This is a genomic window from Halorubrum californiense DSM 19288 (assembly GCF_000336875.1).
Taxonomy (GTDB): domain Archaea; phylum Halobacteriota; class Halobacteria; order Halobacteriales; family Haloferacaceae; genus Halorubrum; species Halorubrum californiense.
This window is the reverse complement of record NZ_AOJK01000021.1, coordinates 50,350-74,943: the sequence shown is the minus strand read 5'-3', so window position 1 is coordinate 74,943 and position 24,594 is coordinate 50,350. Positions and strand designations below refer to the sequence as shown.

At 71.7% G+C, this 24,594-nt stretch carries 26 protein-coding genes; 9 read left to right on the top strand and 17 right to left on the bottom strand.

The window, feature by feature from the left end:
• Window positions 1-113: 113 nt before the first annotated feature.
• Complete coding sequence (gene mptA / locus C463_RS04360) at window positions 114-1,040, top strand: GTP cyclohydrolase MptA (RefSeq protein ID WP_008441397.1); 927 nt, start codon at window positions 114-116, stop codon at window positions 1,038-1,040.
• 238 nt (window positions 1,041-1,278) lie between these two features.
• Here the strand turns inward: mptA and C463_RS18420 are convergent, their stop codons facing one another.
• The 4 genes from C463_RS18420 to C463_RS04345 all read right to left on the bottom strand — a co-directional run bounded on the left by C463_RS18420 (window position 1,279) and on the right by C463_RS04345 (window position 4,481).
• On the bottom strand, window positions 1,279-1,461 hold the full coding sequence (locus C463_RS18420; protein ID WP_008441396.1) for a hypothetical protein: 183 nt from the start codon (window positions 1,459-1,461) through the stop codon (window positions 1,279-1,281).
• Window positions 1,462-1,481: 20 nt separating this feature from the next.
• Window positions 1,482-2,288: a TrmB family transcriptional regulator gene (locus C463_RS04355; protein WP_008441395.1), complete on the bottom strand. Its 807-nt coding sequence runs from the start codon at window positions 2,286-2,288 to the stop codon at window positions 1,482-1,484.
• A 122-nt stretch (window positions 2,289-2,410) separates the two neighbouring features.
• Window positions 2,411-4,069: a DUF255 domain-containing protein gene (locus tag C463_RS04350; RefSeq protein WP_008441393.1), complete on the bottom strand. Its 1,659-nt coding sequence runs from the start codon at window positions 4,067-4,069 to the stop codon at window positions 2,411-2,413.
• Between the two features lie 190 nt (window positions 4,070-4,259).
• Complete coding sequence (locus tag C463_RS04345; protein WP_049905515.1) at window positions 4,260-4,481, bottom strand: hypothetical protein; 222 nt, start codon at window positions 4,479-4,481, stop codon at window positions 4,260-4,262.
• Window positions 4,482-4,790: 309 nt separating this feature from the next.
• Between C463_RS04345 and C463_RS04340 the strand changes: the two genes are divergently transcribed.
• Together C463_RS04340 and C463_RS04335 are read left to right on the top strand one after the other, a co-directional pair.
• Entirely contained in the window at window positions 4,791-5,888 is a 1,098-nt protein-coding gene (locus C463_RS04340) for an asparaginase (protein WP_008441391.1), read from the top strand.
• Between the two features lie 94 nt (window positions 5,889-5,982).
• Window positions 5,983-7,182, top strand: a complete 1,200-nt coding sequence (locus C463_RS04335) for a hypothetical protein (RefSeq protein WP_008441389.1) — start codon at window positions 5,983-5,985, stop codon at window positions 7,180-7,182.
• A gap of 31 nt (window positions 7,183-7,213) precedes the next feature.
• On the opposite strand, the gene C463_RS04330 is transcribed toward C463_RS04335, so the two are convergent.
• The 9 genes from C463_RS04330 to cheB all read right to left on the bottom strand — a co-directional run bounded on the left by C463_RS04330 (window position 7,214) and on the right by cheB (window position 17,298).
• Window positions 7,214-8,482, bottom strand: coding sequence for a carbohydrate kinase family protein (locus C463_RS04330; protein WP_049905514.1), 1,269 nt, complete (start codon window positions 8,480-8,482; stop codon window positions 7,214-7,216).
• A complete protein-coding gene (locus C463_RS04325; protein ID WP_008441387.1) occupies window positions 8,479-9,450 on the bottom strand; it encodes a ribose 1,5-bisphosphate isomerase in 972 nt (323 codons plus the stop codon). Before C463_RS04325 ends, C463_RS04330 begins: the two co-directional genes overlap by 4 nt.
• 59 nt (window positions 9,451-9,509) lie before the next feature.
• Entirely contained in the window at window positions 9,510-10,202 is a 693-nt protein-coding gene (locus tag C463_RS04320; RefSeq protein ID WP_008441386.1) for a class II aldolase/adducin family protein, read from the bottom strand.
• The gene (locus C463_RS04315; protein ID WP_008441385.1) at window positions 10,199-10,912 is read right to left on the bottom strand and encodes an HAD family hydrolase; all 714 of its coding nucleotides are present in this window, start codon (window positions 10,910-10,912) and stop codon (window positions 10,199-10,201) included. Before C463_RS04315 ends, C463_RS04320 begins: the two co-directional genes overlap by 4 nt.
• Before the next feature lie 86 nt (window positions 10,913-10,998).
• Window positions 10,999-11,871, bottom strand: a complete 873-nt coding sequence (locus C463_RS04310) for a CheF family chemotaxis protein (protein WP_008441383.1) — start codon at window positions 11,869-11,871, stop codon at window positions 10,999-11,001.
• A complete protein-coding gene (locus C463_RS04305; RefSeq protein WP_008441382.1) occupies window positions 11,872-13,086 on the bottom strand; it encodes a HEAT repeat domain-containing protein in 1,215 nt (404 codons plus the stop codon).
• On the bottom strand, window positions 13,086-13,904 hold the full coding sequence (locus C463_RS04300) for a CheR family methyltransferase (protein WP_008441381.1): 819 nt from the start codon (window positions 13,902-13,904) through the stop codon (window positions 13,086-13,088). The genes C463_RS04305 and C463_RS04300 overlap by 1 nt, the downstream gene beginning before the upstream one ends.
• Window positions 13,901-16,204 (bottom strand): chemotaxis protein CheA, encoded by a 2,304-nt coding sequence (locus C463_RS04295; protein WP_008441377.1) that lies wholly within the window; start codon window positions 16,202-16,204, stop codon window positions 13,901-13,903. The genes C463_RS04300 and C463_RS04295 overlap by 4 nt, the downstream gene beginning before the upstream one ends.
• Window positions 16,204-17,298, bottom strand: coding sequence for a chemotaxis-specific protein-glutamate methyltransferase CheB (gene cheB / locus C463_RS04290; protein ID WP_193365856.1), 1,095 nt, complete (start codon window positions 17,296-17,298; stop codon window positions 16,204-16,206). Before cheB ends, C463_RS04295 begins: the two co-directional genes overlap by 1 nt.
• A 102-nt stretch (window positions 17,299-17,400) precedes the next feature.
• On the opposite strand from cheB, the gene C463_RS04285 reads away from it, so the two are divergent.
• The 4 genes from C463_RS04285 to C463_RS04270 all read left to right on the top strand — a co-directional run bounded on the left by C463_RS04285 (window position 17,401) and on the right by C463_RS04270 (window position 19,769).
• Window positions 17,401-17,874 (top strand): chemotaxis protein CheW, encoded by a 474-nt coding sequence (locus C463_RS04285; RefSeq protein WP_008441375.1) that lies wholly within the window; start codon window positions 17,401-17,403, stop codon window positions 17,872-17,874.
• A gap of 155 nt (window positions 17,875-18,029) precedes the next feature.
• On the top strand, window positions 18,030-18,725 hold the full coding sequence (locus C463_RS04280) for an RAD55 family ATPase (RefSeq protein ID WP_008441374.1): 696 nt from the start codon (window positions 18,030-18,032) through the stop codon (window positions 18,723-18,725).
• The gene (locus C463_RS04275; protein WP_008441373.1) at window positions 18,725-19,117 is read left to right on the top strand and encodes a hypothetical protein; all 393 of its coding nucleotides are present in this window, start codon (window positions 18,725-18,727) and stop codon (window positions 19,115-19,117) included. The genes C463_RS04280 and C463_RS04275 overlap by 1 nt, the downstream gene beginning before the upstream one ends.
• A gap of 43 nt (window positions 19,118-19,160) precedes the next feature.
• Window positions 19,161-19,769 (top strand): DUF7504 family protein, encoded by a 609-nt coding sequence (locus C463_RS04270; protein WP_008441363.1) that lies wholly within the window; start codon window positions 19,161-19,163, stop codon window positions 19,767-19,769.
• 67 nt (window positions 19,770-19,836) lie between these two features.
• Here the strand turns inward: C463_RS04270 and C463_RS04265 are convergent, their stop codons facing one another.
• Window positions 19,837-20,427 (bottom strand): hypothetical protein, encoded by a 591-nt coding sequence (locus C463_RS04265; protein WP_008441356.1) that lies wholly within the window; start codon window positions 20,425-20,427, stop codon window positions 19,837-19,839.
• A gap of 147 nt (window positions 20,428-20,574) precedes the next feature.
• On the opposite strand from C463_RS04265, the gene glmM reads away from it, so the two are divergent.
• Window positions 20,575-21,939 (top strand): phosphoglucosamine mutase, encoded by a 1,365-nt coding sequence (gene glmM, locus C463_RS04260; protein WP_008441355.1) that lies wholly within the window; start codon window positions 20,575-20,577, stop codon window positions 21,937-21,939.
• Window positions 21,940-22,388: 449 nt separating this feature from the next.
• A complete protein-coding gene (locus C463_RS04255; RefSeq protein ID WP_008441354.1) occupies window positions 22,389-22,676 on the top strand; it encodes a hypothetical protein in 288 nt (95 codons plus the stop codon).
• 126 nt (window positions 22,677-22,802) lie between these two features.
• Here the strand turns inward: C463_RS04255 and C463_RS04250 are convergent, their stop codons facing one another.
• From C463_RS04250 to C463_RS04240, 3 genes are all read right to left on the bottom strand, one after another.
• Window positions 22,803-23,537: an Sjogren's syndrome/scleroderma autoantigen 1 family protein gene (locus C463_RS04250; protein WP_008441353.1), complete on the bottom strand. Its 735-nt coding sequence runs from the start codon at window positions 23,535-23,537 to the stop codon at window positions 22,803-22,805.
• An 88-nt stretch (window positions 23,538-23,625) separates the two neighbouring features.
• Window positions 23,626-24,051 carry a Fe-S cluster assembly sulfur transfer protein SufU gene (sufU, locus tag C463_RS04245; RefSeq protein ID WP_008441352.1) on the bottom strand — a complete coding sequence of 142 codons (426 nt, stop codon included), beginning with the start codon at window positions 24,049-24,051 and terminating at the stop codon, window positions 23,626-23,628.
• Between the two features lie 96 nt (window positions 24,052-24,147).
• Window positions 24,148-24,534 carry a thioredoxin family protein gene (locus C463_RS04240; protein ID WP_008441351.1) on the bottom strand — a complete coding sequence of 129 codons (387 nt, stop codon included), beginning with the start codon at window positions 24,532-24,534 and terminating at the stop codon, window positions 24,148-24,150.
• Window positions 24,535-24,594 lie beyond the last annotated feature (60 nt).

Genomic DNA, 24,594 nt, shown 5'->3' with positions numbered 1-24,594 from the left:
TTCTGCTCCGTCCCCGTGGCTCGCCGCGCGCGGCCGACTCGCACGCGCGCGACTACCAGACGAAGCTCCCCCTTCCGAAAGGGCTAATCCCGGGAGTCCCTATCGTATTCGTAATGAGCCATCAGCTGCCGGACGTACAGGCGTCGTCCCCCGACGTTACCGTCGGGCTCTCACAGGTCGGCGTCACCGGCGTGGAGAAGCTCGTCAAGCTGGCCCGCGGCGACAAACGCCCCATCGTCCTCATGGCGGAGTTCGAGGTGTTCGTCGACCTTCCGAGCGGCCGCAAGGGGATCGACATGTCGCGGAACCTCGCGACGGTCGACGAGATCCTCGAAGACATCACCCGCGAGGAGGCGTACCGCGTCGAGGACGTCTGCGGCGACGCCGCAGAGCGCCTCCTCGAGAAGCACGACTACACCACCACCGCCGAGGTGTCGATGACGGCGGAGCTGGTCACCCGCGAGGACACCCCGGCGTCCGGCATCGAGACGCAGAGCACGGCGACCATCGTCGCCAGCGCGACCGCCACCGAGGAGGGGACCCGCGAGGAGATCGGCGCCGAAGTGACGGGAATGACCGTTTGCCCCTGCTCGCAGGGGATGAGCGAGTCGCGGGCCCGCGACAAGCTCGCCCAGCTCGGCGTCGACGAGGAGACGACCGAGGAGTTCCTCGACGCCGTGCCGCAGCCGGGCCACTCCCAGCGCGGCCACGCGACGCTGACGATCACGACCGACGGCCACCCGGACGTCGACCTCCGGGACGTGATCGACGTCGCCCGCGACTCGATGAGCGCGCGGATCTACAACATGGCGAAGCGCCCGGACGAGGACCACATGACCTACGAGGCCCACGCCGACGCGAAGTTCGTCGAGGACTGCGTCCGCGCGCTCGCCGAGGGCACCGTCGAGGAGTTCCCGCACCTCTCGGACGACGCCGTGATCCACATGAAGCAGTCGAACGACGAGTCGATCCACCAGCACAACGCCCACGCCGAGCGCGAGGTCCGGCTGGGTGACCTGCGCGGCGAACTCGACCGATAAGTGCGCGGAGCGGCCGTCGCCTGGGCTTTTTAAATGAATTCGGGCGTTGTCGTCGGTTGTCCGTAATCGACTGACCGCAGATCGACAGCGAACACTTCCAAAGCCCCAGCCGCTCGGTTATAAACAGTTGACCGAAGATCGACGGAGAACCTCTCCAAAGCCCCAGCCACGAGGCGGGCGCACGCTCGCTGCGGTCCTCAGTCGGTCGCTCGCTTCGCTCACTCCCTCCCTGCGGTCCTTACTTCGCCTGCGCCCGCCTCGCGGCTGCCCCTTTGAGTCCCGCCTCGCACAGCACCGCAACCGCACCTCTCGCCTCCCCAGCCTCGCCGCTCACGCCCTTCGGGCGCTCGCGGCGTCCCTCGCGCGTGCGATTCGCGCCCTTCGGGCGCTCATCGGCACGCGCCGCCACACCGCTGTTCATAAACTGTCGTCGCCAGCGGGTTACCCGAACGTCAGCGGCTCCGCCTCCGCCCAGCGCGGCTCGAACTGGTCTTTCACGCTCGTCGCGAACTCGATGTCCTTCACGTCGATCATCGCGAACGGCTCGTCCGCCGACAAGGGGTGCGGCACCTCGATACACACCTCGATCTCGTCGAACACGTTGAACGTCCCGTCCACGTTCGGCGACGTCCGGACCTCGAACCCCTCCATGTCCGCCAGCTCCGCGGTGTACCGGCGACCGACGCTCCGCGGGAGCTCGTCGACCGTCTCCGGCGACAAGAGCACCCGGATCTCCACGCCGCGGTCGAGCGCGGCCTCCAGCTCGGCGGTCACGCGCTCGCCGATCGTCCCGAGGTCGAAGCCGGTCGCGGGCGCCCCGGCGACCACGACGACCCGGCGCTCCGCGGCGGCGATCCGCTCTAAGAGGAGGTCCGTCGCCTCCTCGGCGCCGACCGCCGCGGTCCAGAACTGGCCGTCGACCGGCTCGCCGGCGTCGAGTTCGGTCGAGAGCTCGTCGACGACCGACTCGTACTGCTCGGCCTGCGTCTGTAGCTCCTGTTTCTTCTCATCGAGGAGGCGGTCGAGCGCGGCGTCCGGCTCGACCGCGACGTACTTCTTCGGCCGACTCGCGGCCTGACTGCGGACGAGGTTGTGCTGCTCCAGGCTGTTGAGCACGTCGTAGATCCGCCCCATCGGGACCTCGCTGGCCCGCGAGAGGTCCTTCGCCGTCGTCGGCCCGGTCCGGAGGAGCGCCCGGTACGCCCGGCCCTCGTACTCGGAGAGCCCCAAATCGCGGAGAGATGCCATACCCGGGGATGCCGCGGCACCCGTATAAACGCGTCGCCTGTTTACGATTCGTGTCGGCGCCGCGACCGACCGGCGGCGTGAGAACGATTCCGCCGCCATGTCGTCCGGGGCGGGCTCGTTTGTCAGGCCATGACGTCGCCGACGCGGTCCATCAACTCGTCGGGCGTTTCCGCGGTCTCGGAGGCCTCGTCGCCCGCGAGGACGACAGCGGTCCCCTCCGGGACCGTCCGCGGCGCGGGCGCGTCGGCCTCGTGGGCGTTCGGCGCGATCACCTTCTCGTGGTCCGCGACCCGCCACGCGGCGCGGTGGAGGTCGCTCCCGGGTTCGGTCCCGACCGCGACGACGGTCGTCTCGCGTCGGAGTCGCCCCGCGAGGCTTCCGTAGTCGGCGACCTGAACGCTCAGCCGCTCGGTGGCGCCGGCGAACGCCTCGGCGGTCTCCCGGGCGACTTCGCGGTAGCGCTCGTCGCCGGTGAGCGCCGCCAAGTCGAGCAGGGACGACGCCATCTCGACGTTGGCGTCGAGCGGGCGGAACGACCGGTCGAGCAGCCCCGGGCCCGAGCGCGGCCCGTCGACGAACGACCCGTCGACGTGAAGCCGGTCGATCGCCCGGTCCGCGACCGCGCGGGCGACGTCGGCGCCCTCGCCGCGCACCCCGGCGGCGCGGACGTACGCCCCGACGACGCGGGCGGCGTCCTCCAGCAGGTCGGTCTCGCCGGCCTCGTCGCTGCCGCGGTAGTGGGTCACCGCGCCGCTCTCGGCGTCGATCAGGTCGCGTTCGAGGCCGTCGAGGATCCGGTCCGCGTACTCGCGGGCGCGCTCGTCGTCGGTGTAGGCGGCCACCGCGAACAGCGCGTCCGCGGCGAGCGCGTTGCCGCCGGCGAACGCCGTCAGGTCGCGGCGCGGCTCGTCGAGGTCGGCGCGATCCGCGGCGGGCGCGGCGTAGTAGGCGCGGCCGAGCCCGGGGCCGAGGCTCCCGCCGACGCCGTAGCCGGTCCAGAGGTCGTCGGTGAGGAAGCCGACGGCGTCGAGCGCGGGGTCGAGGTACGCCTCGTCGCCGGTGTAGAGGAAGGCGTTCGCGAACGCGCGGGTCACGGCGGCGTTCGTGTCGAGCGGCTTCTCGTAGGCGACGTCCCCCCAGTCGCGGGTCCCCGCGTAGCGGAAGAAGCCGCCGTCGACGTCGTCCGCGAGGTGGTCGCGGACCGCGTCGAGCGTCCGGAGCGCGCGGTTCCGGTCGCGCTTCAGCGCGAACTCGACGGTCCGCGGGAGCGGGAACTTCGCGTCCGTCCCCCAGCCGGCGTACTCGTCGTCGGACTTCGCCTCCAGCTGGCCGGCCAGGTGGCTCTCTATCTCGTCGGTCAGTTCGCCGCGGGGCGGCAGGTCCGCGTCGAGCGCGCGGGGGACACGGCCGGCCGCGCGGCCCTTGTCGGCCCACATCTCCCGGACCGATTCGAGGACCTGCCGCATCCCGTCGACGTCGAGGTAGCCCGCGCCGGTCAGCAGCTTCCCCTCGGACGTGAGGAAGGCGGTCGTGGGGAACCCGCCCATGTTGTACCGCTCGCGCACCCGCGGGTGGCGGTCGACGTCGACGCGGACGGGGACGAACCCCTCGTTGACGTTGGCCGCGATCCGCGGCTCGGCGTAGGTGATCGCGTCCATCTCGTGACAGCCCTCGCACCAGGTGGCCGACAGCGAGAGCAGCACCGGGCGGTCGCGCTCGTCGGCCTCGGCGAACGCCTCGGGGCCCCAGTCGCGCCACTCGACGCGGGTCTCGTCGCTCATACGCCCAGTCGGATCGGGGCGGAGGTAAGCGCTTCGAGAGCGGAACGCTGGAGCGACGAACGGAGCGGCGGAAGGTAGGCGGGAGGACGAGAGAGCGGAGGGCGGAGGGCGCGGCGCCGGTGTCCACGCGGCGCGTTTGGTTCGGCCGGGCGATTCTGTCGGTGCGTGGCGAGCGGTCCCGCGCCGACGGTCAGCGCTTGTAGTCGTGACCGAGCGCGAGCGCGAGGGCGTTCGCGAACAGGAGGACGACGAACAGCTGTCCGGTGCCGCCGTCGAGCCCCGAGTACAGCAGGACGGGGTACGTCGCCGGGATGGCGATGGCCGCCCAGAAGGCGGCGGCCTTGACCGTGTCGGTCATCAGCCCGGCGAGTCGTTCACCGGAGGCGATCTGGGTTGGAGCGGGGGTTGACATGGACGCTTCTCCGTACGACGGGGGACCACATATACCCCGACGAGGGTTCGGCGAATTTCACGGCGTTTCTCGACCGATTGGGTCGTTTTAAAACCGCCGCAGAAACGTGTTAACTGTTCATCGCCCTCGCTAATACTTTGTTTCGGAATCGACCGCGATCCGGCGGTGTCGGGCGGTTCGACCGTCTCGGATCCGGCCGACCGCTGCGGACCGCCGGAACCCGGCGGCGGTCGTGGCGCATCGGCGAGTCGGGCGCGGAACGACTGCCGCGGCACCAACCGCTTTGTCCGTCGGGGAGCGACGTGGGGTATGACCGAGACCGATCGTCGCGACCGACGCGAGGAGTTGAGCGGTGGGCGCCGGGACGGACGCCGAGACCCGAACAGAACCGTCCGGCGCGCCGACGGCGGCCGCCCGCGGGTGGCGGTCGTCGCCTGCGGCGGCACCATCGCCTCGGAGCCGAGCGACGGCGGCGCGGCCCCCGAGAAGACGGGCGACGACCTCGTGGCGGCGGTGCCGGCCGTGAGCGACTACGCACGGGTGACGACGAGAGAGGTGTGTTCACAGCCGGGGTTCGACGTCCGCTGGCGAGATGTCCTCGCGACCGCGGCCGCCGCCCGAGACGCCGTCCACGGGACCGACGGCGAGCCCGCCGACGGCGTGGTCGTCACGCACGGGACGGACACGCTCGCGGACACCGCGTTCGCGCTGGACCTCCTCACCGACCTCGACGCGCCGGTCGTCGTCACGGGCGCGCAGCGGCGGCTCGACGAGCCCGCCAGCGACGTTCCGGCGAACCTCGCGCTCGCGGTCCGCGCGGCCGCGGACGACCGGTTCGCGCCCGGGGTCCACGTCGCGTTCGACGACGAGCTTCACACCGCCCGCGACGTCGCGAAGGGCCACAGCAACGCGCTGTCGACGATGACCTCGCCGGGGGCGGGCCCGGTCGCGACGTTCACCCGCGCCGCCTCCCGCCTCGTGCGCACCCCCGAGCGAGGCGTCCCAGTCGACCCGCTCGCGGACGCGATCGAAAGCCCCGCAGACGTGCCAGAGGTGCCGGTGATCCACTCGGGGACGGGCGTCGGCTCGGGGGCGCTCGAACGCGCGCTCGACGCGGGCGTCGGCGGCGTCGTCGTCGAGGGGACCGGTCTCGGCAACGTCACCGGCGCGCTCGGCGACGCGCTCGGCGAGGCGGTCGAATCGGTGCCCGTCGTCGTCGCCGGGCGTCCGCCCGCCGGACCCACGGAACCGGTGTACGGCACCCCCGGCGGCGCCGTCACGCTCGCGGACCACGGCGTGACGTTCGCCGGCGACCTCCCGGCCCCGAAGGCGCGCGTCGCGCTCTCGCTCGGCCTCGCAGCCGGGCTCGACAGGGAGGGGATCGAGGCGCTGTTCGATCCAGCGTAGCCGATCGTAGCGATCGAAATTGCCCGGCTCGGTCGGTGAGACGCGCGTTTACGTCTACACGAAGCCCTTATGTATCGGCCGCGTACCCGGTGGTATGACCGACCTCACGCGACGAACGGCCCTCTACGGTGTCGCGACCGGTAGCGTCGCCGCGCTCGCCGGGTGTACCGAGGCCGGCGGTCCCGCGCCGGGCGACGACGGAACCGATGGCGGAGACGGCAGCGGCGACGGCACGGACGGCGGCGGCGACGGTACCGACGGCGACGCCGGGGGAGACGCGGACCCCGAGACCGACGTCCACCAAGTCGGCGCGGCGCTGTCCGGACCGGCGTGGAGCCGGACGGAGCGCCGCGGCTTCTGTGCCCTCCTCACCGATGAGGACGACGCCGCGTGGCTGCTCGGCGACGCGCCGGCGGAGACCGCCGCGTTCGTCGAGGCGACCGACTTCGCGGCGTCGGCCCTCGTCTACGTCGAGTCCGTCGGCCCGACCACCTGCCACGACGAGGTCGCGTTCGACGGGGTCGCCGTCGAGAACGGGACCCTCGTCGCGGACGCGGCGGTCCTGGGGGCGCAGGACGAGGGGGTGGCCTGCGGACAGGCGATCACCTACCCGGCCGCGCTGCTCCGCGTCACGAGCGACCCGCTCCCGGACGCGGTCCGGCTCTCGGTCACCGACGGCTGGGACGAGACGGGGACGGTGCGCGACGACGATTGGATCCGCGACCCGGAGAGTCTCGCGGGCGAGGTCCGCCCCGAACACGACCCGGCGAACGTCCCCGCCGCCTTCGAGTGCGACGCCGACGGCTTCACGCGCCACCCGCAGGTGTACGACGGCGAGGTCAACTGGAGCGGCGGGGGCGGCGCCGGCAGCGACGCCGGGGGCGACGGCCCGCTCGCGCTCCGCGTCGTGATCCCCGGCGACGATGCGCCCGGGTCCGACCCGCTCGCGATCGGTCGGGGTACCCGGTTCCGGATCGAACTGACCAACGTCTCCGGCGAGCCGGCGTCCGTCGGTAGCCAGGCGAAGTACAACCTGGAGCTCCGCACCGAGAGCGGTTGGACCGAGCTCCGCGGCACCGACGGCGACCCCACCGTCGGCTACAACGACCTGGCGATCGGCGTCCCGCCGGGCGGGACGCTGGAGTGGGAGTTCGAGATGACCGAGACGGGGCTCGTCGAGGACGGCCCGCGCGCGGACGCCTTCCGGGTCTGCCCGGACCTCGTTCCCGGTCGGTACCGGTTCGTCTTCTTCGGTGCCGCCGACCTCGCGGTCGCGTTCGACTACGAGGGCTGACGCGGCGGTTGGCGTCGGACCGCCGGCCGCCTCAGGCCCGCACTTCGATGAGGAGGTCCGTCTCGGGCGACTCGCCCATCGTCTCGCGGACGCGGTCCCACGAGAGGTCGGTGCGGGCGGTCACCGACTCGGTCGCGACGGCGCCGCAGGCGTTGCCGACCAGGATCGGCACCTGGTAGTCGCGCGGGTCGTGCGAGAACCCGTCGCCGGTGATTTCCGACTCCCGCAGCGCCGCCCCGAGGAACCCGGCGGCGAAGGCGTCGCCCGCGCCGGTGGTGTCGACCGGGTCGACGTCGAACCCCGGGTGCGAGACGCTGCCGTGCGGCGTCCGGACGGTCGCGCCCTCGTCGCCGAGCTTGATCGCGACGACGCGGTCGTCGGGCTCCCACGGGTCGACGTCTGTCGCCGCCGCGAGCGCGTCGGCCTCCCGGTCGTTCAGGAACAGCACGTCGCTCGCGTGGAGCGCGGCGTCGAACTCGCGGTCCGCGACGCGCCGGCCGGGGTCGAAGCTCCGGGTCGCGCCCGCCTCCGCGGCCGCGGTCGCGAGCGCCGCCGCGGTCTCGGGCTGCTGGCCGGTGAGGTGGAGGTGGTCGGCGGCCGCGAGCGTGTCGCGGTCGAGCCCGGCCGCGGAGAACGACTCGTTGGCGCCGTCGTTCGCGAGCATGAGCAGCTCGCCGCCCCCGTCGACGATGACGTACTTCACCGAGGTGGGCTCCTCCGCGTCGACCAGCACCTGTCCGGGGTCGACGCCGGCGCTGGCGAGCTCGCGAAGCGCCAGCGCGCCCGACTCGTCCCCGCCGACGCTGCCGTAGACGACCGACTGGCCGCCGAGGTCGACGAGCCCGACCGCGACGTTGGCGGCGCTGCCCCCGCCGGACTGTTCGAGCCGGTCGATCCGCGTCTCGCCGTCCGGTTCGGGGAGCCGGTCGACGTGGATCGTCACGTCCCAGTTGATGTGGCCCGCGGCGACGACCTTCGGCACGCGGGCGGCGTCGTCGGGGCCGAGGTCGGGGTCGCGGTCGACGGCGGGATCGACATTCTCGGCCCCGGCACCGGCTCCGTCGTCGCTCTCGTCTCCGTCGTCGCTCTCGTTCCCGTTCTCGGGCGCGTCTCCGTTCTCGGACGCGCCCCCGGCCTCCGGACCGTCCTCTTCCCACTCGTCGACCTCGCGGTCCCACTCCGCGACCGTCTCGTCCCAGTCGTCGACGCCCTCGCCGTCCTCGGTCCCGGGGTCGGCGGGTCGGTCGCCGTCGCGCGCGTCGGGCCGATCCCCGTCGCCCCCGGGGTCGCGCCCGCTCATGGTTCCGCCCACGGCTCGGCGGCGCCCTCGCCGAACAGCTCGCGCATCAGCGTCACGATGCTCTCCGGCGGGAACTGCCCCTGCTCGGTGACGATCGCGTCCATGTACCGCGGCGGCGTCACGTCGAACGCCGGGTTCTCGACCGCGATGTCGCCGATCTCCCCGCGGGCCGCCGGGTCGATCACCTCGCCCTCGTCGCGCATCTCGATCTCGACGGTGTGGCCCGTCAGCGTCTCCGGGTGGAGCTTGATCGTCTGGGCCGCGGTCATGATCGGGACGCCGCGCTCGCGGGCGTTGACGGCGAGCCCCGAGGTGCCGATCTTGTTGATGACGCCCCCGTCGGCGGCGATCGAGTCGGCGCCAACGACGACGTGGTCGACCTCGTCGAGGTAGCGCCGCGCCGCGGAGTCGACGATCAGCGTGACGGGGACCCCGGCGTCGCGGAGCTGTTCGGCGGTGATGTGGCCCTGCTGGCGCGGGCGCGTCTCCTTGACGACCGCCGAGATCGACTTCCCCTGCTCGACGGCGGCCTCGATACACGCGAGCGCGTCGGTGGAGTGACAGTGCGTCATCACCGTGTCGCCGTCCGCGAGCCGGTTGGCGCCGACCTGCCCGAGGTCCTCCTGCGCGCGGTCGAGCTGCTCAACGAACGCCTCGCTCGCGTCGACGACGCTCCGGCGGAGCCCGTCGACCGAGTCGCCCTCCATCCGCTGGAGGACGTACCGGAGGGCGTTCGGCAGCGACACGGCGGTCGGCCGGGTCTCGCGGAGGTCGCGGGCGGCCGCGCGCATCGACGCGCGGAACGCCGCGGGGTCGCTCGCGGTCGCGCCGGACGCGGCCGCCGCCTCGGCCTGCTCGGCGAGCGCCTCCGCGGCCGCGGAGGCGATGGTCGCCGCGCCGCGGATCTCCATCGTCGCGATCGACTCGGCGGTCTCGCGGACCGCCGGCGCCGGCTCGAACTCTGTCATACCGATCCGGTAGCCGCCCGTGTATTTATAAAACCGGCCGACTGTCGGCGATTCCCTCCTTACTCCGCGTCCGGCTGTTGCCCGTAGCTCTCGAACCGCTCCTCGACCGTCGCCATCTCCTCGTCGGTGAGGACGTACGGCTCGCCGACGGCGGACGCGCGCAGGTAGAGCCGGCAGATGTCCTCGACGTGGCGGGTGTTCTCGACCGCGGTCTCGACGTCCGGGCCGGTCACCACGAGCCCGTGGTTCGCGAGGATGGCGGCGTCGGAGTCCGCCTCGGCCATCGCGGCGACGACGTTCGCCGCCAGCTCCTCGGTGCCGTACGGCGCGTAGTCCGCCAACGGCACCTCGCGGCCGACGGCGGCGATCATGTAGTGGATCGGCGGGAGCTTCCGGTGGAGCGTCGCCATCGTCGTCGCCCACGGCGAGTGGGTGTGAACGATCGCGCCCGGCCGGTCGTGCTTGTAGATCCCCGTGTGCATCGGCACCTCGCTCGACGGCGCCATCCGCCCGGCCAGCCGCTCGCCCGCCAGCGACACGGCGGGTACGTCGGCGGCGTCGAACGAGTCGTACGGGACGCCGGTGGGCGTGACGGCGACCCGGTCCCCGTCGCGGACGCTCAGGTTCCCGGTCCGTCCGGGCGTCAGGTCTGCGAGCGCCGGCGCGTACTCGACGACCGCCTCCCGCGCCTCCCGCAGGAGGTCGGGGTTCGCGTCCGCGCCGGAATCGCTCCCGGAACCGTCGCGGGTCACGCCGCCACCTCCGTCAGGTCGGCGAAGGCGTCGAGCCGGTAGTCCGGGCGTCGGTCGCCGTCGAGTTCCCCCTCGGCGGGCGCGTCGCCGTCGGCGACGAACAGCGCCGAGTCGACGCCGAGGGCGTTCGCGCCGGCGACGTCGGCCTCGACGTTGTCGCCGACCGCCACCGCCTCGCTCGGTCGGCAGTCGAGTTCGGCGAGCGCGCTCGTAAAGGGGAGCGCGCTCGGTTTCTCGCGGCCCACCTCCTCGGAGGTGACGAGCAGGTCGATCCGGTCGTCGAGCCCGAGGCGAACGAGCTTCCGCAGCTGGACCCGCGTCGTGAGGTTCGTCACGACCGCGACGTCGGTTCCCGCGGCGTCGAGGGCGTCGAGGACCCCCTCGACGCCGTCACAGAGGGACATCGCCGCGAGGAATCCGTTCCAGTAGGCGTCGCCGGCCGCCAGCGCAGCGGCGGCGTCGGGCTCGCCCGCGTGCCGGTACAGCCCGCGCTTGAAGTAGACGTGACGGTCGTGGGAGGCGGCCGTGGTGCGCGTCTCGCGTTTGGCCTCGCGCCGGCCGGTCGCGTACAGGTCGTCGAACGCGTCGCGGTCCAGATCGTACCCGCGCTCGCGGAGGGCGTCGAGCGCGGCCCGCTTGCCCGCCTCGTTACACGGGGCGTACGGGTACAGCGTGTTGTCGAGGTCGAAAAGCACTGCCTCGTAGCTCATGGCCGTACTCCGCCGGGCGGCGACTTAAGCGTGGTTCGACGCGGCGACGGTTCGTGATTGCCGACGCCCGCCGAGCGCGAGCCCCGCTACTGCTCGTTCATCGCCTCGCTGGCGATGTTGCGGCCGCGGGAGTTGAGCGCGACCTCGCGGCGGATCCGCACCTCCTCGACCACTTCGAGGTCGACCAGCCGCTCGAACGTCTCCTCGACGTCGTCGACGTCCATCCCGAGGAACGAGGGGATCTCGAAGGGCGAGACGCCGGAGTACAGCGCCATCAGCACCTCGCGGTCGCGGCTGGAGAGGTCGACGTTCGTCGACGAGCGCTCCTCGCCCTTCCGGAGCCACGACTCGACGAACCGCATCCGGTTGGGGTCGCCCGCGACGTGCGTCTCGATGCTCGTCCCCTCGTCGTCGGTGTGTGACACCTCGATGACTGGCTTCTTCTCGCCGTTGACGGTGCGCTTCGCCGCGTCGAGCCCGCTGATGTCGTCGAGGTCGAACTTCACGAAGGCGCCGCGCTCCAAGGCCGCGTTGAGCCCGTTCTCGTCGATCTTCACGCGCGCCTGCTCCCACTCCGTGTCCTGGACGACGCCGCCCTCGATGGCGGGGTGTTTTGCCATCACGGTCTTCTGGTCGAGCAGCGCGCGGTAGACGTCGCGCTCGAACGGCTCGTGGTCCTTGGCGGCGACGAGTAACACCTGCTCGCCGAGGTCGAAGCTCACGTAGTTGGAGACGCGCGCGACCGACTGGTTCGCGTCGTGGCGCCCGCCGAGGCGCTCCAGCTTCGACAGCGGGACGGTCCGCTTCCCGTCGTTGCCGGCGAGTATCAGCCGCCGGTTCGAGAGGAGGACGCGCCCCGGCGTCCACGAGACGTCGCTCACCTTCCGGCCCTCGCGGACCGCGACCGCGAACTTCGCCTGCGTGTCGGTGATCTTGTACTCGCTCTCCTCTTGCGCCATTTACGGACCCCCCGCGCGCAGCTTCGAGACGGCCGAGAACACGCGCTTTCTGACGGCCTGACTGTCGTCGTCGGCGTACTCTTCGAGGCGGTTCAAGGTCTCCTGCCCGCCGATCTGTCCGAGGACGAACACCGCCTTCGCGCGGGCGTCCTCCGCGTGTTCGGGGCCCAGCTTGTCGAGCAGGCGGTCCTCGACGACCGGACCGCCGAGGCTCTTGAGGCTCGTGGCCGCGAACTGCGCGGTCTGTGGGTCGTCGTCCGCGAGCGCGTCCGCGAGCGCCTCCACCGCCAGCGACGCGTCCGGGTCCGCCACCCGGCCGAGGATCCACGCCGCGTTCCGGCGCTGGCGGGACTGCTGGCCGTCGGTGAGGATCTCGACGAGCGGCTCGACGACGGTCGCGTCGTCGGCGGCCTTCAGCTCCGAGACGACCTGATCACGGACCGCGTGGCTCTGCTGGGTCGGCACGTTCGAAAGTAGCTCGATCACCGAGTACACCGCGGCGTTGCGCACGACGGCGCTCTCGTCGCCGAGCGCTCGCGCGAGCGGCTCGACCGGCTCCGGGTTGCTCGCCTTCCCGAGCGCGCCGGCGGCGATCCGTCGGATCGACTCGTCGCCGTCGTCGAGCAGGTCGAGCAGCGGCGACAGCGCCTCGTCGGTGCCGATCGCCCCCAGCGCGTTGGCCGCGGCCCGGCGCACGCGCGGCTCCTCGTCGTCGAGTCGCTCGCGCAGGCCGGGGACGGCTCGCGCGTCGGCGAAGGTCCCGCAGGCCTGCGCCGCCCGGAGCCGGACGCGGGGGTCCTCGTCGTCGAGCGCGCCGACGAGCGGTTGGAGGCCGCTCGCGTCGTCGAGGCGCCCGAGCGCGTTCGCCGCCGCCATCCGGAGCTCCGGTCGGTCGGCCTCCAGCGCGCGGGCGAACTTGCGCGCGGTGACCCACTCCGCCTCGGAGTCCCCGCCGCCGCCCGTGAGCTCTTCGAGGAGCTGTTCGAGCGCCGCCTCGCCGATCTCGTCGAGCGCGTCGACCGCCGCGCCGCGGACCTCGGGGTCGTCGTCCGTCGTCGCCGCGCGGAGCAGCCCGTCGATCGTCGGCTGGTCGCCCTCCTCGCCGACCTCGCCGAGGAAATCCGCGGCGCGCCGCCGGACGGCCGCGCTGTCGCTGCCGAGCGCGTCCCGGAGGCGCTCCGCGTTCCCGTCCCGGGCGTGCTGGTACAGCGACATCAGCGCCTCCCGAACACCCGCCGTCGCTTGTCGATCGGTTCGTAGCGGTCGGACCGATTCGGGGGGATGCTCTCGGTCATCCCCAACACGAGGACGCCGTCGTCGGCGAGCGACGCCTCCAAGGTGTCGAAGAGGGCGGCCTTGTGGTCGACGTCGATGTAGATCAGCAGGTTTCGGCACAACACCACGTCGAAGGGGTCGCGGGCGCCGTCGCGGATCAGGTCGTGGGTCTCGAAGTTGACGAGGCGCTGGACCGCCGGCCGCACCCGAAACGTGTCTTCGTCGCGCTCGACGTACTTGTCGGGGTCGGAGAGGGGTTCGAGCTCCTCCGCGATGTCCGTCGTGCGCGTCGTGTGGTAGACGCCCTCGCGGGCGTTATCGAGCGCCTCCTCGCTGATGTCGGAGCCGAGCACCTCGACGCGCGACTCGTCTATCTCGGGGTCGTCGCAGGCCAGCATCGCGACGGAGTACGGCTCGCGGCCGTCCGCCGACGGCGCCGACCAGACGCGGACGCGCCGCTGCTCCGCGGTCCGCTCGCGCAACACGTCACGGAGGACGTCCCACATCTCCCGGTTGCGGAAGAACTCGGTCACGTTGATCGTGAGCGCGTCCATCAGCGCCTGCCGCTCGTCGGCGTCCTCGCGGAGGATGCGCTTGTATTCGGCGTGCGACTCCGTGTCACGCCGACGCATCCGGGCCGTGATCCGGCGGTCGAGGTACGACTCGTTGTAGTACCCCGGCTCGAACGGGACCGTGTCGTCGATCTGCCGGAGGACGCCTTCGAACGCCGTCTCTGCGTCGTCCGCCGACCCGCTCATAGGCTCACCACGTCGAGCACGGCCACGACGTCCCCGTCGCCGAGGACCGCCGTGCCGCTGAGGCCGGGCGTCCCCGAGAGCGGACCGTCGAGCGGTTTGACCACCACTTCCTCCTGGTCGAGCACCGCGTCGCAGTGGAGCGCGACCTGCCGCGTCTCCTCGCGGATCCGGACGAGCATCCCGTTGTTGGTCGCGCCCGCGCCGCCGTCGCCTCCCGCGTCGTCGTCGCGGCCCTCGTCGACCGCGACGCCGCCGTCGGCGGCGGGAGTCTCGTCGGCGGACGCCGCGGCCGCGGACGCCTCGGCCGCCGTCGAATCTATCTCGCCGAGGCGCTCGTTCAGCCGGACGACCGGGTAGAGGTCGTCCTCGTGTCTGACGACCTCGTCGCCGTGGACCTCCTCGACGTCGTCAGCGCGGGCGACCTCCGCGATCGACTTGATCGGGATCCCGTACTCCGTGCCGCCCACGTCGACGAACATCACCTTCACGATGGCGACGGTGACCGGGAGCCGGAACCGGACCGTGCTCCCCTCGCCGGGCTCGCTCTCGATCGAGACGGAGCCGTCGAGGTCGCGCGCGGTCGTCCGGACCACGTCCATCCCGACCCCGCGGCCGGAGACGTCCGTGACCTCCTCCGCGGTGGAGAAGCCGGGGTGGAAGACGAGGTCGTACACCTCGTCGTCTTCCATCGCCTCGACCGCCTCGCGGCTCTTGACCCCCTCGTCGACCGCCTTCTCGCGAAGCTGGTCCGGGTCGAGCCCGCCGCCGTCGTCCGAGACCTCGATTATCACGTGGTCGCGCTCGCGCTCGGCCGTGAGCTCCACGTGCCCGGTCGGGTCCTTCCCGGCCGCCTCGCGCTCCTCGGGCGACTCGATCCCGTGGTCGACCGCGTTCCGCAGGACGTGCACGAGCGGGTCGCGCATCTCCGTGAGGATCGTCCGGTCCAGCTCCACGTCGTCGCCCTCGATCTCGAAGTCGATCCGCTTGTCGAGGTCCCGCGAGATGTCGCGCACGAGCCGCGGGAACGAGTCGGACACCTGCGAGAACGGGATGAGCCGCATGTCCATCGCCGTGTCCTGGAGGCTGGAGGCGAGCTTGTCGAGTTCGTCGAGCGTGTCCGACTCGGCGTCGGCGGCCTCCAGCTCTCGCCGGAGCTTGATCCGGCTCGTCACCAGCTGCTCGACGAGCCCGTACAGCTCGTCGACCTGGTCGACGTCGACGCGGATCGACTTGATCTCGTCGCCGGACTTGGAGTCGGAACCTCCCGAGGAGCCGGAGTCGTCCGACGGCGACTCGGAGCCGTCGTCGGGCTGGTTGGCGTCCTCGGACTGCTCGGTCTCGTCGTCCGCATCGGCCGCGGCGGGCTCCGCCGCGCCTTCGGTGTCGTCCTCGGCCGAACCGGCGTCGCCCGGTTCGGCGTCGGCAGGCTCAGCATCGGCCGGTTCGGATTCGGCCGCTGCCGGCTCGGAATCGGCCGCTTCGGCGTCGTCCTCGCCGCCGACCGCGACCGCCGTGGCCGCCTCGACCTGCGTGAGCGCCCGGAGCCCCTCGGCGACGACCTCGGGGTCGGCACCGCCGACGAACGCGTCGAACGACTCGTCGTACTCGCCGCCCTCCAGCGCCTCGGGCGCGGGATCGGTGACGTGTCCGTCGAACTGCTCGTCGATCGCTTGGAGGACGAGCGCGGCGTCGACGCCCGGCATCTGCGCGTCGCCGATCGTCACGTCCGCGTACGCGACGGGGTCGGGAAGGTCGGCGGCGTCCGCCGGCGGTTCCGGAACCTCGACGTCGGGAGCGCCCTCGTCCGGGTCGGATTCGGACCCATCCTCGGCGTCGTCCTCCGCGTCTTCTGCGGCGTCGGCGTCCGCGTCAGCCGAGTCGTCGGCTCCGGCGTCGTCGCTCGCCTCGTCGCCGCCCCCGACTGTCCCGTGTTCCTCCATCTCGCGCAGTCGCGATTCGAGGTCGGAGGGGTCGGTCGACACCTCGCCGGTGTCGGCTATCTCCTCGACCATCGACTCGACGGCGTCGACCCCCTCGAAGAGGAGGTCCATCAGCTCGGGCGTCACCTCCCGCTCGCCCTGCCGGACCGCGTCGAGGAGGTCTTCGAGGGCGTGCCCGAAGTCGGAGACGCCCTCGTACCCCATCGCCGCGGCGTTGCCCTTCAGGGTGTGGGCGACGCGGAACACGTCGTCCATCGCCTCGGCGTCCTCGGGGTCCGCTTCGAGCGCGAGCAGGGCGTTGTTGAGGTCGGTGATCCCGTCTTCGGCCTCGGCGACGAACGCGGCGCGGTGGGAGTCCATCAGGCCTCACCCCCCACGATCGCGCCGGCGACGTCGTCGAGGTCGTACACCTTGTCGACCCCGCCCGTCTCCACCGCGCGCTTCGGCATGCCGTAGATGACGCAGGTGTCCTCGCTCTGCGCCAGCGTCCGCCCCCCGGCGTCGGCCATCGCCCGGATCCCCTCCGCGGCGTCCGAGCCCATCCCCGTCAACACGACGCCGACGAGCGGGTCGTCGATCACCTCGGCCGCCGAGCGCATCGTCACGTCGGCCGCCGGGGTGACCGTGTGGGAGTCGTCGTCCTCGTCGAGCTTGACCCGGAGCCGCCCCGCCCGGTAGCTGTCGACGAGCGTGTGGCTGCCGCCGCGGGCGACGATCGCCTCGCCGGCGCCGATCCGCGCGCCGTCGCTGGCCTCCCGCACGTCGTACGCGGAGGCGGCGTCGAGCCGGTCCGCGAACCGCGAGGTGAACGCCTCCGGCATGTGCTGGACGATCACCACGCGGCAGTCCGCCATCGGGAGCGCCGACAGCACGCGCTCGACCGCGTTCGGCCCGCCGGTCGAGGCCGCGATCACCGCGGTCAGCGGTCCGTCGACGTCGTCCGCGTCCGCGTCGCTCCCGGCGTCCGGCGAGCGCGAGGCCGCGGAACTCGGCTCGTCGCGCTCGCGGGTCGCGGCGTCGAGGTCGGCGCCCGCGACCGAGCGGACCGCCTCGACGAGGCGCTCGGACTCCCGCGAGACGCCCGTCGACACCTCGCCGCCGGGCTTCGCGAAGAAGTCGACCGCTCCCCGGTCCAGCGCCTCGAAGGTCACCTCGGCGCCCTCGTCCGTGTGCGCCGACAGCATCAACACCGGCGTCGGCGTCTCCTCCATCAGCCGCTCGACGGCTTCGAGCCCGCCCATCCCGGGCATCTCGACGTCCATCGTCACGACGTCGGGGCGCGTCTCGGCGACCACCGAGAGCGCCTCCTCCCCATCCCCCGCTTCGCCGACGACCGCGACCCCGGCGTCGTCCAAGAGGTCGCTTATCAGTCCCCGCATGAACGGTGAGTCGTCGACGACCACCACCCGCGGCGACCCGTCCCGACCGCCGCGCCGATCCGTCGTCCTGCTCATGTACCACAGCGCGCCCAGAATCAGCATAAATCCACGGACCCAGTAATCACCCCTGATAATTCAGGGGACACGATTATTTGTCGGTTCACCACACCTACGGGCATGGCAGCAACAGAGGCGGACGCCGAACCGACCAAGGTGTTGGAGTTCGGGCTCGGAGACGGGACGTACTGTCTGGACATCGGCGTCATCGACGAGATCGTCGACGCGGGCGAACTCACGCGGATCCCCAACTCGCCGGACCACGTCGAGGGCGTGATGGACCTCCGCGGCCGGACGACGACGATCGTGGACCCGAAGACGCTGTTCGACATCGACGAGGACGGCCCGCGCGAGCGGATCGTCGTGTTCGACGACGCCGAGATCGACGAGGGCGGCACCGTCGGCTGGATGGTCGACGAGGTGTTCCAGGTCCGCGACGTCTCGCCGGAGGACGTCGACCAGAGCACGACGGTCGAGGACGAGGGCGTCCGCGGCATCGTCAAGTCCGACGACCGGTTCGTCGTGTGGGTCTCGCCGGACGTCGACGACGCGCTCGCCGCCGAACTTGACGACGTCGAGCCCGCGGAAGCGTAGCCGGACCGACTCGATCGCTCGCGCGGCGGCGGTTCGACGGCCGGACCGACTCGCCCCGCGGCGACGGAGCGGCGCCGACCGTCGCCGACCGCGTCGGTTCTCACGGGTGAGAACCGGGTGCCAACGCTTATCGGCCGCCCAACGGGTTCGTACGTATGCGCGTCTCAAGCGGCGTCCCGGGGTTCGACGACATCGTCGACGGGGGGTTCCCCGAGGACCGACTGTACGTGGTCAGCGGTCCACCCGGGAGCGGCAAAACGACCTTCTGTTCGCAGTTCGCGGCCCAAGGTGCCCGGAACGGCGAGGACATCCTGTACATCAGCATGCACGAGACGAAGGAGGGGATCCGCGAGGACATGAGCGGCTACGACTTCGGGTTCGACCGCGCGCTCGACTCCGACCGCGTCACTTTCCTCGACTCCTTCTCGTCGGACGGGCGACGCTTCTTCGGCCTCCCCGGCGACCGCCGCGACCGCTCGGGCGTCACCAACCGGCTCACCGGGTTCATCAACTCCCGCGACATCGACCGCGTCGTCTTCGACTCCACCATGCTGTTGCGGTTCCTCCTCGACGACGACGAGGACACGATGATCCAGCTGCTCTCCTCGCTGAAGCGGACCGACGCCACGACGCTTCTGATCTCCGAGATGACCGACCCGAGCGCCTACTCGGAGGAACACTACCTCGCGCACGGCGTCGTCTTCATGCACAACTACCTCGAAGACGAGGGGATGCAGCGCGGGGTCCAAGTGCTGAAGATGCGGGGGACGGACGTCGACACCGACATCCAAGACGTGGAGTTCACCGACGGCGGGCTCCGCGTCGGCTCGGCGGCGACGGTGACCCACTGATGTACGACCGCACGTTCGGCACGGAGTGGGACGACCTCTCGCGGGAGGAGGCCGTCGAGCGCGCCTTCGCGCTGGGCGTCGCCGCCGGCGTCGACAGCGCCCGCCCGGACGAACTCGACCGGGTGCTGGCGGCGTTCCCGGGGAGCTACGACCGGAGCATCGTGGAGCTGGCGTACGACGAGGGGCGGACGAAGGCGCTGGAGGCGAAAGCGGAGCGGGACGACTCCACCGACGAGGCCGTCTGGGAGTCGCTCGTCGACGGCACCGGGGCGCCGCGCGACGCGCCGGTCCCCGCCGCGCTCCCCGGCGCGATACGCGAGCTGACACTGACCGACGGGCCGCGGGAGGGCCCGCCGTCCTCGCTCGACCTCCCTTCCATGCTCCGAAAGTGATCCCTCGGAAGAGTTTTACCGAACACTCTCTCACGTTCATCAAATGACTCTGCTTCCCGACGCTGTCCGCGGTGCCGACAGCGTCCTCATCAGCGGTCCCCCGATGAGCGGGAAGTACGACCTGTTCAACCGGCTGCTCGCGACGTGGGCCGACGGCCCGGTCGTCATCTCGACGGGGCGGACCGCGGAGAAGGTCCGCGGCGACTACGAGGAACTCACCGGCGAGGACGGCGACGACGTTATCGTCATCGACTGCGTCACCCACGAGCAGGGCGACAAGCGCGAGGACACGCCGACGACGAAGTACGTCGCCAGCGCGGGCAACCTCACGGACATCGGGATCAAGTTCACCGACGTCGTCGAGTCCTCCACCGGACGCGAGCGCGCCGTCGGCGTCTACTCGCTGTCCCAGTTGTTGATGTACTGGGACCCGGAGCGAATCTACCGGTTCACCCGGGTGATGACCTCTCAGGCCTCCGGCGAGGGGTGGCCCTTCGTCGGCGTCGTCGGCTCGACCGCCCACGACGAACAGGTCGTCCACACCCTCCACGAGCCGTTCGAGGTCGTCGTCGAGACCCGCGTCGACGACGACGACCGGGAGTTCCGCGTCCGCGGCCGCGTCGGGCAACCCTCCGACTGGCAGCCGTTCTGAGCCGAGACCCCCGCCGTGGCCCGAGGTCGCCCCGGCTCGCGTCGAACCGGCTCGCGTCGAACCGGCCTCACCCCACCAGTTCAAACTCCGCGCCGATCGGCGGCGCGTCGACGAGCCCCCAGTAGACGAACCGGTAGGTGCCGTCGCCCAGCGGCGGACAGACGGCCAGGTCGACGCCGTCGACCGCGTCGGCGATCCCCGACTCGGTCAGCGTGACATCCCAGGAGTACGCCGAACTCGTGCCGAGCGACGCCTCGGCCCGAGGGAGTTCGACCCCCTCGCCCGAAGTGGAGCCGCGGACGTCGAGCCACCCTTCGGCCGTCTCGCGCTGGAGCGAGTAGGCGGACTCGCCGAGCGTGGCGGCGGGAGCATTCCCGGTGTTGCGGAGGACGAGTCGGAGCGACTGGCCGTACGTCTCGGTCGCCCCCTCGGTGGAGAGTTCCACGGTCGTCTCGCCCGTCTCGACGAGGGTCTCGGTGACCGAGTCCTCGAACGGCCGGTCGAGGCGGACGAACTCGTCGTCCTCGCAGGTCAGCGTCGCCGGCGTCCCCTCTGGGCCCTGCGGTCCGTCGCCCGCCGCGAAGTCGAGACAGCCCGCCGTCGCGACGGACAGGGCGAACGCGCCCCCGGCGAGCGCGCCGCGTCGCGTGTGGTCCATACGGGGCGAACGGGCGCCACCGGCATGAACCGCACGCGTCGTCGCGACCAGGCGGGCGTCGCGGCGAGACGGGTGCCGGGGCCATCGGGGACGCCTCGGTCGGGGCGGTTCGGAACCGCTTTCCCCTCGGCCGGCAGATGGGCTCGCATGGAGCTGTTCGGATCGAGCGGCATCCGCGGGGTCGCGCTGCGGTATCTCACGCCCGCGCTCGTCCTCGACATCGCGAAGGCGGCCGGGACGGCCTGGGACGCCGACCGCGTCGCCGTCGCGCGGGACACGCGAACGACCGGCGAGCTGTTCGCCAACGCGGCCGCGAGCGGGCTCGCCGCGGTCGGGTGCGACGTCGACCGCCTCGGCGTCGTCCCCACGCCGGCGGTCGGCAACTACTGCGAGGCGGCCGAGGTCCCCGCCGTCCTCGTCACCGCCTCGCACAACCCGCCGGAGTTCAACGGGATCAAGCTCGTGGGGGACGACGGCGTGGAGCTCTCCGTCGACGTGCTGGAGCAGATCGAGCGGCGCGTCCTCGACGACGAGTACGACCACGCCGACTGGCGGGCGGCGGGCGCGACGACGCCGGTCGAGGGGGTCGTCGACGACTACGTCGACCAGCTGATCGCTGCGGTCGACCGCGAGTCGATCGCCGACGCCGACCTCACGGTCGCGGTGGACTCGGGCCACGGCGCGGCCTCGGTCGCGTCCCCGCGGGTCTACCGCGAACTCGGCTGCGAGGTGCTGACCGTCAACGCGACGCCGGACGGCCACTTCCCCGGCCGCGACTCGGAGCCGGTCCCGGAGAACCTCGAGGACCTCCGGCGGCTCGTCGCGACCTCCGACGCCGACGTGGGGATCGCCCACGACGGCGACGCGGACCGGGCCGTCTTCGTCGACGAGACCGGCGAGTTCGTCGACGGCGACACGTCCTTCGCGGCGCTGGCGGACGCCTGCCTCGAACCGGGCGACGCGGTCGTCAGCGCGGTCAACGTCTCCCAGCGGCTCGTCGACGTCTGCGCCGACAACGACGCCGACCTCGAACTGACGCCCATCGGCGCCACGAACATCATCACCCGGACGCGCGACCTCCACGAGGAGGGGACGAGGGTTCCGGTCGCGGGCGAGGGCAACGGCGGCGTCTTCTTCCCGCCGTACCGGCTCTCGCGGGACGGCGCGTACATCGGCGCGCGGTTCCTCGAACTGCTCGCCGACGCCGACGGCGCGCCCGTCAGCGAGGTCGTCGCGCCGTACAGCGACTACCACTTCGTGCGGGCGAACGTGGAGTACGAGGACGACGACGAGCGCGACGAGATGCTCTCGGCCGCCCGGGCGTACGTCGAGACCGCCGACGCGGAACCGAACACGACCGACGGCTACCGGCTCGACTACGGCGACGCGTGGGTGCTCGTCCGCCCCTCCGGCACCGAGCCGAAGATCCGGATCTACGCCGAGTCCGCCGACGCCGACCGCGCCGAACGGCTGGCACAGGACATGCGCGTCGCCGTCGAGAGCGGGCGGTAGCGGCGGTTCATTTATCAAGAGAACTGCGGTGGCGCGTGCCGACAAGCGCCCGGAGAGCGCGAGTCGCACGCGCGAGGGAGTCGCGAGCGCAGCGAGCGACGAGGCTGGGGAGGCGTGAGGTGCTGTGCGGTCGCGGTCGGGTGGGATTCAAAGGGGCAGCCGCGAGGACGAAGACGCGCGACGTAAGGACCGCAGGGCGGGAGCGAGTGAAATGAGCGACCGACCGAGGACCGCAACGAGCGCATCGAGTCCTCGCGGCTGGGGCTTTGGGGTGTTCGCCGTCGATCAGTCGACATCCGTGTATGAACGATCGATTGAGGCTTTGGCGGAGTTTCTCGTCGATATCGGGTCAGCTACGTACAGCCGAGCGACGCCGGTTCGCAGAAAATAGCAGAGATCCGAGGAGTACCGGCACTAATATATTAACTCTCTGTGTAGTAACTATCACAGTGACCACCGCAAAGGCCGACCGCTCGTCGCGCCCCGCCCCGTCCGACCCGGATCCGTCGCCCGAACTGCTGAACGTCCTCGAAAGCGACACGGAGACGATCACCGGCGCCGTCGCCGCCGGAACCGTGACGCTGGAGCAAGTCGATCAGTTCGTCCGGCGCGCGGAGCGCGGCGAGACCGACAGCGAGGCGAACCTCGACGCGGTCGTCCGGATCGTCCACGCGCTGTTGGGCGATGAGCCGAGCTGGGCGATAATGGAACCGGCCGGCTCGCCGGTCCGGGCCTGACGCCGCCGCGACCGAAGCGGACCGTCCGTCTCTCTCGTCTCTTCCGTTTTTCCCGTCGCTCCCGTCGCCCCGTTCTCCCCAACCGAGTTCTCCCCAAGCCCGTTCGAGCGACCGCCGCGTCGCCGGCTACCGATTCAGCGCCGCGAGCGCCTCGGCCGCCTCGCGGGCCGCTTCGAGGTGGTCGCGGGCGCGCCGCGGGTCGTCCGTCTCCTCGGCAGCGCGCGCGAACCGCGTCAACGTCCGCGTCAGCGACGCGCGAGCGGCGCCGACGCCCTCGGCGTCGTCGGCCGACCGCGACGGGAGAGACTGCTGCGGCTCGGATCGTCGAGGCTCGGACCCTCGCGGCGCCGACTCCTGCGGCGACGCCGACCCCCGCGACGGCGCGGCGGTCGACGGAGGCGACTGCGACCCGGTCGCTTCGCTCGCACGGGCGTCGACCGCGCCGGCGTCGTCCGCGCTGGAGCCGACCGCGTTATCGCCGACCGCGCCGTTCTCAGCGGCGGCGTCGACGCCCTCGGCGTTCGTGCCGGTCGCACCGGCCGCCGCTTCAGTCTCGACGGCCGGAGCCTTGTCCACCTCGCCCGGAGTCTCGCCTGCCGCTGCCGGAGCCCCGTCCGCCTCCGCCGGAGCGTCGCCCGCCTCGGCGGCGCCCCCAACCTCGGTCCCGCAAGTGGGGCAGAACTCGCGGCCGTCGTACCGGAATATCGGGTCGCCGCACTCCTCGCAGTGGCGGTTCGTCATCGTCGCGCCCTTCAGGAGGAGTTCGGACATCTGTTGGGTGTGCTCGCGCTTCTTCTCGTCTTCCGCGAACTTCTCGCGGAGCTTCTCCCGTTCCGCCTCTTTGTCGAAGCCGTCGCTCATGGGCGGACGAACGTGGTTCGCGGGCAAAAGTCCGGTGGGCTCGGGGCGGGCGGGCGCGAGAGCCGACGGCGGCCGTCGACCGCGAGCGCTACTCCTCGGTCACCGTGCGGTCGTCGTCCGGGTCGAGTTCGCCGCGGTGGATCTTCGCACCGTCCTGCGCGACCTGTCGCCCCAACACCGCGCACTTGACGCGCATCGGCGAGATGTCGACGCCGAGCATCTCGGTGACGTCGTCGGTGTCGAGCGCGTCGAGCTCGTCGACGCGCATCCCGTGGAGCCGCTCGGAGAGCATACTCGCGGAGGCCATCGAGATAGCGCAGCCGTCGCCGGTGAACCGCACCGCCTCGACCGTCTCCTCGTCGTCGTCCAGTTGGACGTCCATCCGGATCGTGTCGCCGCAGGAGGGGTTCTCGCCGACGTGCGTGAAGTCCGGGTCCTCGAGTTCCCCGTAGTTTCGCGGGTTCTTGTAGTGGTCGAGGATCTGCTGCCGGTACATGTCCGAGCCCAGTCCCATACTGGCTCCGAGTACGCCGCTCCGGCTCAAAAGGGTTCCGTCGGTCCGAATCCTCACCGTAATCGGCGACGGTTCCGCGCGGGCATCGTCACCGCCTCACGCCGCGTGCTCGTCGACCCACGCCGTCAGGTCGTCGCCCGGGATGAACCCCTCGGCGCGCCGCGCGGTCGGCTCGCCGTCGACGAAGAGGACGAACAGCGGGACGCTCCGCACGTCGAACCGCTCGACCAGCGGCGGGTCGTCGCGAGGGTTCACCAGGCCGACCGCCAGGTCGGCCTCGGTACCGCGAGCCACGTTCCCGATCATCGGCTCCATGCTCGCGCAGATGCCGCAGCCGTCGGTGTAAAACTCCACGAGCGCGGCGTCCGCGTCGGCGACGAAGGCGTCCAGAGCGTCCGCGTCCGCGAGCGAAACGGGGCGGTCGGCCCCGGACGATCCGGCGGGAGACGCCTCGGACGCGTTCGAAGCAGTATTGGATCCCATACGCATTATTGGGCGTCGACGGTGATAACCCCTTCCGTCGACGCGGTCGATGTTCGAAGA

Coding starts and splice junctions, on each gene's coding strand:
- mptA (WP_008441397.1), top strand. CDS start 114: ATGAGCCATCAGCTGCCGGACGTACAGGCGTCGTCCCCCGACGTTACC.
- C463_RS18420 (WP_008441396.1), bottom strand. CDS start 1,461: ATGAACAGCGGTGTGGCGGCGCGTGCCGATGAGCGCCCGAAGGGCGCG.
- C463_RS04355 (WP_008441395.1), bottom strand. CDS start 2,288: ATGGCATCTCTCCGCGATTTGGGGCTCTCCGAGTACGAGGGCCGGGCG.
- C463_RS04350 (WP_008441393.1), bottom strand. CDS start 4,069: ATGAGCGACGAGACCCGCGTCGAGTGGCGCGACTGGGGCCCCGAGGCG.
- C463_RS04345 (WP_049905515.1), bottom strand. CDS start 4,481: ATGTCAACCCCCGCTCCAACCCAGATCGCCTCCGGTGAACGACTCGCC.
- C463_RS04340 (WP_008441391.1), top strand. CDS start 4,791: ATGACCGAGACCGATCGTCGCGACCGACGCGAGGAGTTGAGCGGTGGG.
- C463_RS04335 (WP_008441389.1), top strand. CDS start 5,983: ATGACCGACCTCACGCGACGAACGGCCCTCTACGGTGTCGCGACCGGT.
- C463_RS04330 (WP_049905514.1), bottom strand. CDS start 8,482: ATGAGCGGGCGCGACCCCGGGGGCGACGGGGATCGGCCCGACGCGCGC.
- C463_RS04325 (WP_008441387.1), bottom strand. CDS start 9,450: ATGACAGAGTTCGAGCCGGCGCCGGCGGTCCGCGAGACCGCCGAGTCG.
- C463_RS04315 (WP_008441385.1), bottom strand. CDS start 10,912: ATGAGCTACGAGGCAGTGCTTTTCGACCTCGACAACACGCTGTACCCG.
- C463_RS04310 (WP_008441383.1), bottom strand. CDS start 11,871: ATGGCGCAAGAGGAGAGCGAGTACAAGATCACCGACACGCAGGCGAAG.
- C463_RS04305 (WP_008441382.1), bottom strand. CDS start 13,086: ATGTCGCTGTACCAGCACGCCCGGGACGGGAACGCGGAGCGCCTCCGG.
- C463_RS04300 (WP_008441381.1), bottom strand. CDS start 13,904: ATGAGCGGGTCGGCGGACGACGCAGAGACGGCGTTCGAAGGCGTCCTC.
- C463_RS04295 (WP_008441377.1), bottom strand. CDS start 16,204: ATGGACTCCCACCGCGCCGCGTTCGTCGCCGAGGCCGAAGACGGGATC.
- cheB (WP_193365856.1), bottom strand. CDS start 17,298: ATGAGCAGGACGACGGATCGGCGCGGCGGTCGGGACGGGTCGCCGCGG.
- C463_RS04285 (WP_008441375.1), top strand. CDS start 17,401: ATGGCAGCAACAGAGGCGGACGCCGAACCGACCAAGGTGTTGGAGTTC.
- C463_RS04280 (WP_008441374.1), top strand. CDS start 18,030: ATGCGCGTCTCAAGCGGCGTCCCGGGGTTCGACGACATCGTCGACGGG.
- C463_RS04275 (WP_008441373.1), top strand. CDS start 18,725: ATGTACGACCGCACGTTCGGCACGGAGTGGGACGACCTCTCGCGGGAG.
- C463_RS04270 (WP_008441363.1), top strand. CDS start 19,161: ATGACTCTGCTTCCCGACGCTGTCCGCGGTGCCGACAGCGTCCTCATC.
- C463_RS04265 (WP_008441356.1), bottom strand. CDS start 20,427: ATGGACCACACGCGACGCGGCGCGCTCGCCGGGGGCGCGTTCGCCCTG.
- glmM (WP_008441355.1), top strand. CDS start 20,575: ATGGAGCTGTTCGGATCGAGCGGCATCCGCGGGGTCGCGCTGCGGTAT.
- C463_RS04250 (WP_008441353.1), bottom strand. CDS start 23,537: ATGAGCGACGGCTTCGACAAAGAGGCGGAACGGGAGAAGCTCCGCGAG.
- sufU (WP_008441352.1), bottom strand. CDS start 24,051: ATGGGACTGGGCTCGGACATGTACCGGCAGCAGATCCTCGACCACTAC.
- C463_RS04240 (WP_008441351.1), bottom strand. CDS start 24,534: ATGGGATCCAATACTGCTTCGAACGCGTCCGAGGCGTCTCCCGCCGGA.